Below are 6,727 nucleotides of genomic sequence, written 5' to 3'. Positions count from 1 at the left end.
CGGGCGAACCACCAGAACCCACACCTCCGGGCGAACCACCAGAACCCACACCTCCAGATGGTGATGGTGACCAGAACTATAGTGTGAGTGAACAACAGCCAGCTTCATCTCAAGACACGTCGGGTACTCAAACAGCCCAGACAGCTAGAGATAGCGACCCTATTTATTTGTTAGAAGAAGCTTTTACGAAAGAATTTGAGGAATATCTTCAGCGAGACTCACAGACCAAAATTTATGCTGAGACTGATGTTCGCGATCGCACTCGTGAAATCGAGCAGGTAACAGGTCTCAAAACTGGTGTTATCTATGTCAATTTTGTACCGACTTCTGGTGCCTCACTGAACAATCAATGTCAAGCTCAATCTCCGTCTTCTTCCGCAACTGGTTCACGCACTAACTTGGCTGGACAGTCTTCTGCTAGCGCTTCTGGAGCAGAATTAACGACTCCTAATAGCTCTAACACAAGCGCTTCCGGAGTTGCTGTGATAGCACCTTCTTCTCAAGTGGATCGTCGGTTTGGTCACCGTCGTTCTGACCTTACTGAGGCAACAACGGGACAAGCTCAACAACAGGGAAATTGTTTGCAAGCGGAAAGTGACCAGCTAGAACTCTTGGTAGTCACAGCAGAGGGTGAGCCGATTCGGTATCGAGTTCCGGGAACCAATCGTACCAATGTCATTGCTGCAACTCATGAGTTTCAGCGAGCACTAACCCACCGTAGCAAAACTAACACCACTAATTATCTAAGCTCAGCGCAGCAACTTTACAAATGGTTGATTGCTCCTTTGGAAGCTGACTTACAAGCGCAAAACATTGACAGCTTAGTATTTGCGATGGATGCAGGTCTGCGCTCTCTACCTGTAGCTGCTCTTCATGATGGTCAAGGCTTCCTAATTGAGCGGTATAGCGTTAGTTTAGTACCGAGTTTAAGTTTAGTTAATTCGGATTACAGAGATATCCGTCCCTTGCAAGTTCTCGCTATGGGAGCATCAGAATTTACTGATAAAGCTCCTTTGCCTGGGGTTCAGGTAGAGTTAGCGACCATTACGCAGCAACTGTGGAAAGGTAAATCCTTCCTCAATGATCGCTTTACCCTAGAGAATTTGAAGGCTCAGCGACAACAGCAGGAATATGGGATTGTCCATCTGGCAACTCATGCTGAGTTCAAGCCTGGAACTCCAAACAATTCTTACATTCAACTATGGAATAGCCAGCTTCGATTGAATGAACTAGAGAAGCTGCAATTGTCTGATCCTCCGATAGAGTTACTAGTGCTGAGCGCTTGCAGAACGGCGCTTGGCAATCGGGAAGCCGAGTTAGGTTTTGCGGGTTCGGCTTTGCAAGCAGGGGTTGACTCGACTTTGGCAACACTCTGGTACGTGAGCGATCAGGGGTCTTTAGGGCTAATTACTGAGTTTTATCATCAGTTGAGTCAGGTGCCGATTAAAAGTGAGGCATTACGACAAGCACAACTGGCAATGATGAAAGGTAGAGTTCGCATTGAGAATAATCAGTTATACAGCTTTAAAAAAAGCATTTCTTTACCACCAGGATTGTCAGCATCAAGAACCCCTAACCTATCTCATCCTTACTACTGGGCGGGTTTTACACTTGTAGGTGAGCCTTGGTAGGTAGGAGTTAGCAAAAAGCCGTCAGCTATCAGCTATCAGCTTTTTGATTTTCCTTGCTCTGTTTAGGTTTCACAGACCTGATCTGTGCTTCATCCAACTGAAAACCGCTATAAGTCCAATAAGTAATTACAAGTTAAAATGATTTCTCATGTTGCTCATAAGCGGCAACAATCCGTTGGACAAGAGCGTTGCGGACAACATCCTTAGTGGTGAGTTCGCAGAAAGCAATGCCTTCAGTGGAGCGTAGGATTTTTTTTGCAACGGCTAATCCTGAGGGTTGGTTAGGTTGTAAGTCGGTTTGAGTTAGGTCACCTGTAACTACCATCCGTGAGCGGAAACCTAGACGAGTCAGAACCATCTTCATCTGTGCTGGTGTTGTGTTCTGAGCCTCATCAACAATTACAAAGGCATTACTAAGTGTACGACCGCGCATATAAGCCAAAGGCGCAACTTCAATGACACCGCGCTCCATTAAACTGGGCATTTTTTCGGCATCAATCAGTTCATGGAGAGCATCGTAGAGAGGACGCAGATAGGGATTGACTTTCTGCTGCAAGTCTCCAGGAAGAAAGCCTAGCTTTTCTCCAGCTTCTACAGCAGGTCGCGTTAGGATTAATCGTTCATACTGATTCGCTAGGAGAGCCTGAGCAGCTATAACAACGGCGAGAAAGGTTTTTCCGGTACCAGCAGGACCTGTGCAGAAGGTGAGATCATGACTGAGTACAGCTTTGATGTACTGCCTTTGGCCGAAGGTTTTGGCACGGATGGTTTCGCCTCGACGGGTACGTGCCAGAATGTCTTGCTGTAAATCTTGTAGTTCGTCTTGGCGATCAGTATCTAGAGCTTGAGCAGCAGTGAGGATATCGACACCTGTGATACTTTTACCTTCCTGCCAAAACGGTTTTAGCGATCGCACCAAAGCGGAGGCACGTTCAACTTGCTTGTCTGTTCCCGAAATATGTAGTTCTTGACCCCGCAGCACGATAGACGCTCCAGTATGCCGGGATAGAATTTTGAGGTTTTCTTCCCGTTCCCCAGCTAGCGCGATCGCACTTTCGCTATTTGACAGTTCAATTACTTTTGATACTTCACTCATTTGTTCGTTGTTGTCACCTTATGGTGACCGCGCTTCCTGTACCGGAAATGAAGTCCGGCAGGCAGCGTCGGTCAGTTGTCAGTTGTCAGTTGTTCTCAACAAGTAAATTCGCGACTGACTCCTGACCCCTGACACACAATAAACTACTGCGAGCGGAACTTAGGAGCTGGCTTAGGTGTTGATGAGCGCGTTGCTGGCGCTCGTTTTGCACCCCCTCTACCACCTGGAGCAGCATCTCGACGGGACTCCCCCCCCTGACTATCGTAGATATCCAGATGGACAGATTGACCGGCAGCTTGAGCAGCCGCCTGAATTACCGTCCGAATTGCCTGGATGTTGCGACCACCGCGACCGAACACCCGTCCCTTATCCGCCACGTCAAAAGCCACCCTAATCCAGACTCGCTCTTTGGTATTTGACCTTTCGCAGTCTACGCTTAAAAGTTGCGGTGACTCCAAAAACGGCTCTACCAAAAATCTGACGAGACCAACATAATCAGGGCTTGCTTCGTGAAGCGAGGAAGACAGGGTTTCAGGCACCGACTTGTTCAAGGACATTAGCTTTGCGAAGAATACTGCGTACTGTTTCAGTAGGCTGAGCGCCTTGCTGGAGCCGCTTCACAATGGCAGGAACATTCAATCTTACTTCATCAGTTCTGGGATTGTAGAATCCCAATTCCTCCAAAGGGCGTCCATCACGACGAGCGTCACTTTTAATCGCGACAATGCGATAGCTAACTTCACGCTTTTTGCCGAATCGTTTTAATCTCAGTTTGACCATGTTTCAGAATAATTCACCTGTTTGATTTTAAGCGATCTACGGGGGGTTGGTTGTTGGTATTTAATTATTGGTTATTTGTCGTTGGTTAAGAGGTGATGACGCTAGAGACCACAAACAACGAACAACTAACAACAAACTAAAGCTGACCAAATCCTTTTTTCTTTTTCTCCTTTTTCTTTTTCTTGGGAACACCACCACCTCCAGGGTAACCACGCCAGCCAGCTTGAGAGGGCTGATTACCTCCCATACCGCCAAACATCCCCCCCATACCTGCCATTCCCGGCATCTGACCTTGACCCATCTGCTGCATGAGATTTCGCATTTTGGTAAATTCACTTACCAGATTGCTAACATCTCTCTCCGCATAGCCAGAACCACGGGCAATCCGGCGTCGGCGACTAGGGGAACCTGCGAGTAAATCCGGGTTGCGACGCTCCTCTGTGGTCATGGAATTAATCATCGCTTCAGATTGCTTGAGCTTCGTTTCCCCTTGTTGCAGTTGCTCAGAACTCAGTTTACCCATCCCCGGAATCATTTTCATCAAACCGCCGAGGGAACCCATATTCTTCAACAGCCGCATTTGCTTCAAGAAATCGCTGAAGTCAAACTTAGCCGTCAGCATTTTCTCCTGCATTTTCTCGGCATCAGCAAGGTCAATCTCCTCCTGGGCTTTTTCCACCAGAGTGAGGACATCTCCCATGCCGAGAATCCGTGAAGCCATCCTGTCAGGATAAAACGGTTGCAGCGCTTCTACCTTTTCTCCAACGCCAACGAATTTAATTGGCTGCCCAGAAATACGCCGTACCGAGAGTGCTGCACCACCACGACTGTCGCCGTCTAGCTTCGTGAGGATTGCCCCTGTAATGCCAATTTGTTCATGGAAAGTCCGGGTAAGATTCGCCGCCTCCTGACCCGTCATCGCATCCACAACTAGCAAGGTTTCGTCGGGTTGCACGGTTTCCTTGATGCGGGCGAGTTCCCCCATCATGTCCTGGTCGATTTGCAGTCGTCCTGCTGTATCGATAATCACAGTATCGACACCTAGTTCTCTGGCTCGTTCTACTCCTTGCCGTGCGATCTCTACAGGATTTGCATCTTTCCCCAGTTCAAACACCGGAACATCAATTTGTTGACCTAGTGTGATTAACTGGTCAATCGCAGCAGGTCGGTAAACGTCGGTAGCAACGAGGAGACTAGTGCAGTCTTGCTTGCGAAGATGTAAAGCGAGCTTAGCACTGGCGGTAGTTTTCCCAGTACCTTGTAACCCTGCCATTAGCACAATAGTTGGTGCGGTATTGGCTTTTGCCAGAGGGACGTTGTTTTCCCCCATGACCTGCACTAGTTGGTCGTAGACAATTTTGATAAATTGCTGGTCAGGACGGACACCAGAGATGACCTCCGCTCCCTGTGCCTTGGATTCCACCTCAGCAACAAAATCTTTGACGACTTGAAGGTTAACATCCGCTGATAACAGCGCACGACGAACTTCTTTCAGGGCGTCTTGAATGTTGGACTGGGAGATTTTGTCCTGGCCCCTGAGTTTCTTCCAAGCATCTTCTAAGCGTTCGGCTAGAGCATCAAACATATGTCAATTTTTTCTAAAAGGTTCCCTGTATTAACTAAGGTAGTATTCTTGGCAACCTTTTGACAGACAAAGCGTGTTTATCGATAGTAACTGTGGTGCTGTGCGATCGCACTACCCTTTCAAGAGGCTAGGCGGCTACAAATACGGTAGTTAAGGGTCGGCATGATTTAGAGCCATTCGCACCAAGCCGACTATTGGCAAACCCAAAATCAGTCTGTGGCTGCACTGATCGCTTGAACGCTGGATGATGCGATCGCTAGTTCCGCGACTCCTATTGAGGTTGTTGACAGCGTTGACGATAAATTTGAGCAACGCGATCGCCGGGGTTTTGCCGTAGACAATCAGCAAATAGTTGTTCAGCTTCACCCAATTTTCCCAACTTGAACAACAACAAAGCTTGTGTAAAAGTCTGACTTGTGGCTAACTTGCCTTCTCGGATTTCTGGTTGATCTGCATCAAAGACTTCAAAGAGAGATACGGTTTCTGACTTTCCTTTCACCTGAACTCTATCAATAGCACGAATTGCATAATTTTCCGGGTTCTGTAATTGCATAAACGTGAAATGAGAAATTAACATCGACACGCCATAGTTTTTTGTTAATCCTTCAATTCGAGCGGCTACATTTACCGCATCGCTAATTACAGTTCCATCCATGCGGTTTTCTCCTCCGACTGTCCCCAGCATCAAAGAACCTGTATTGATTCCAACCCCAATTTGAATTGGTACATCGCCCCTACTTTGCCGCTCCTGATTATATTCATTCAGCGTGTGAAGCATAGCAATTCCCGCTTTGACAGCACAATCAGCGCTACCTTGAAAAAGTGCCATAATTGCATCGCCAATGTATTTGTCAATAAATCCCTGATTTTCATTAATTGCAGGTTCCATCCGGCTGAGATAAGCATTAATGAACTTAAAGTTATCTTCTAGTTTCATGCTTTCCGATAATGTTGTGAAATCACGGATGTCGGAAAATAAGACAGACATTTCTTGCTGTACTGCCTCACCTAATTGGATGTCAACAATACTTGATTTATTTAATAGTTGGAGAAATTGACGTGGGACAAAGCGAGAGAAAGCTTCATTCAGGTGAAAGAGTTCTTCCGTATGCTGTTTCAAGTGGCGCTCATTCGTATGCAGTTGTACAATTAATTTAGATTGCTCACGATTCAATTGGTCTAACTCCAAATTCATCTGCATGAGTTGTAGATTTTGTTCCGCGAGCTGTTTATCCTTAAAATAGCTATGGACGGCTTCTTTAACGGTTAAAATTAGGTCTTTATCGTGCCACGGCTTAGGGATATAACGATACAACCTCGCATAACTAATCGCATTGCCTACCGCTTCCAGATCGGCTTGCCCGGTCAACATAATCTTGAGGGTTTTTGGGGAAATAACATGGATGCGTTTTAGCAATTCATCCCCTTTGATTCCGGGCATGATATAGTCAGAAATTACTAAAGCGACTTCGTAGCTATCCTCTAGCAATTCTATTAAGATGTCTAAAGCCTCTTCCCCGTCTTGAGCAATTTCAATCAGGTATTCGTTTCCAAAGAAATTTTCTAGTTCAATTCTCAGGCTGTCCAGGATCGCCCGTTCATCATCAACACAGAGAATTGCCGTTTGTTTCATGG

The 6,727-nt window shown here is 46.6% G+C and carries 6 protein-coding genes; 1 reads left to right on the top strand and 5 read right to left on the bottom strand.

Annotated elements, in window-relative coordinates; translation table 11 throughout:
* Window positions 1-1,631, top strand: a 1,631-nt coding sequence (locus AC5JL3_RS31930; protein ID WP_496078282.1) for a CHAT domain-containing protein, incomplete at its 5' end; no start/stop codon positions are given.
* A 133-nt stretch (window positions 1,632-1,764) separates the two neighbouring features.
* Here the strand turns inward: AC5JL3_RS31930 and AC5JL3_RS31925 are convergent.
* From AC5JL3_RS31925 to AC5JL3_RS31905, 5 genes are all read right to left on the bottom strand, one after another.
* Window positions 1,765-2,727, bottom strand: a complete 963-nt coding sequence (locus AC5JL3_RS31925; protein WP_496078281.1) for a PhoH family protein — start codon at window positions 2,725-2,727, stop codon at window positions 1,765-1,767.
* A 143-nt stretch (window positions 2,728-2,870) separates the two neighbouring features.
* The gene (locus tag AC5JL3_RS31920; protein WP_496078280.1) at window positions 2,871-3,284 is read right to left on the bottom strand and encodes a KH domain-containing protein; all 414 of its coding nucleotides are present in this window, start codon (window positions 3,282-3,284) and stop codon (window positions 2,871-2,873) included.
* Complete coding sequence (gene rpsP / locus AC5JL3_RS31915; RefSeq protein ID WP_192217886.1) at window positions 3,259-3,507, bottom strand: 30S ribosomal protein S16; 249 nt, start codon at window positions 3,505-3,507, stop codon at window positions 3,259-3,261. The genes AC5JL3_RS31920 and rpsP overlap by 26 nt, the downstream gene beginning before the upstream one ends.
* 136 nt (window positions 3,508-3,643) lie before the next feature.
* The gene (ffh, locus tag AC5JL3_RS31910) at window positions 3,644-5,092 is read right to left on the bottom strand and encodes a signal recognition particle protein (protein WP_496078279.1); all 1,449 of its coding nucleotides are present in this window, start codon (window positions 5,090-5,092) and stop codon (window positions 3,644-3,646) included.
* Window positions 5,093-5,363: 271 nt separating this feature from the next.
* The gene (locus tag AC5JL3_RS31905; RefSeq protein WP_496078278.1) at window positions 5,364-6,725 is read right to left on the bottom strand and encodes an adenylate/guanylate cyclase domain-containing protein; all 1,362 of its coding nucleotides are present in this window, start codon (window positions 6,723-6,725) and stop codon (window positions 5,364-5,366) included.
* Window positions 6,726-6,727 lie beyond the last annotated feature (2 nt).

This window comes from Symplocastrum torsivum (assembly GCF_059505465.1).
The sequence above is the reverse complement of the archived record's forward strand: the minus strand, read 5'-3'. Positions and strand labels throughout refer to the sequence as shown.

Coding starts and splice junctions, on each gene's coding strand:
- ffh (WP_496078279.1), bottom strand. CDS start 5,092: ATGTTTGATGCTCTAGCCGAACGCTTAGAAGATGCTTGGAAGAAACTC.
- AC5JL3_RS31920 (WP_496078280.1), bottom strand. CDS start 3,284: ATGTCCTTGAACAAGTCGGTGCCTGAAACCCTGTCTTCCTCGCTTCAC.
- rpsP (WP_192217886.1), bottom strand. CDS start 3,507: ATGGTCAAACTGAGATTAAAACGATTCGGCAAAAAGCGTGAAGTTAGC.
- AC5JL3_RS31925 (WP_496078281.1), bottom strand. CDS start 2,727: ATGAGTGAAGTATCAAAAGTAATTGAACTGTCAAATAGCGAAAGTGCG.
- AC5JL3_RS31905 (WP_496078278.1), bottom strand. CDS start 6,725: ATGAAACAAACGGCAATTCTCTGTGTTGATGATGAACGGGCGATCCTG.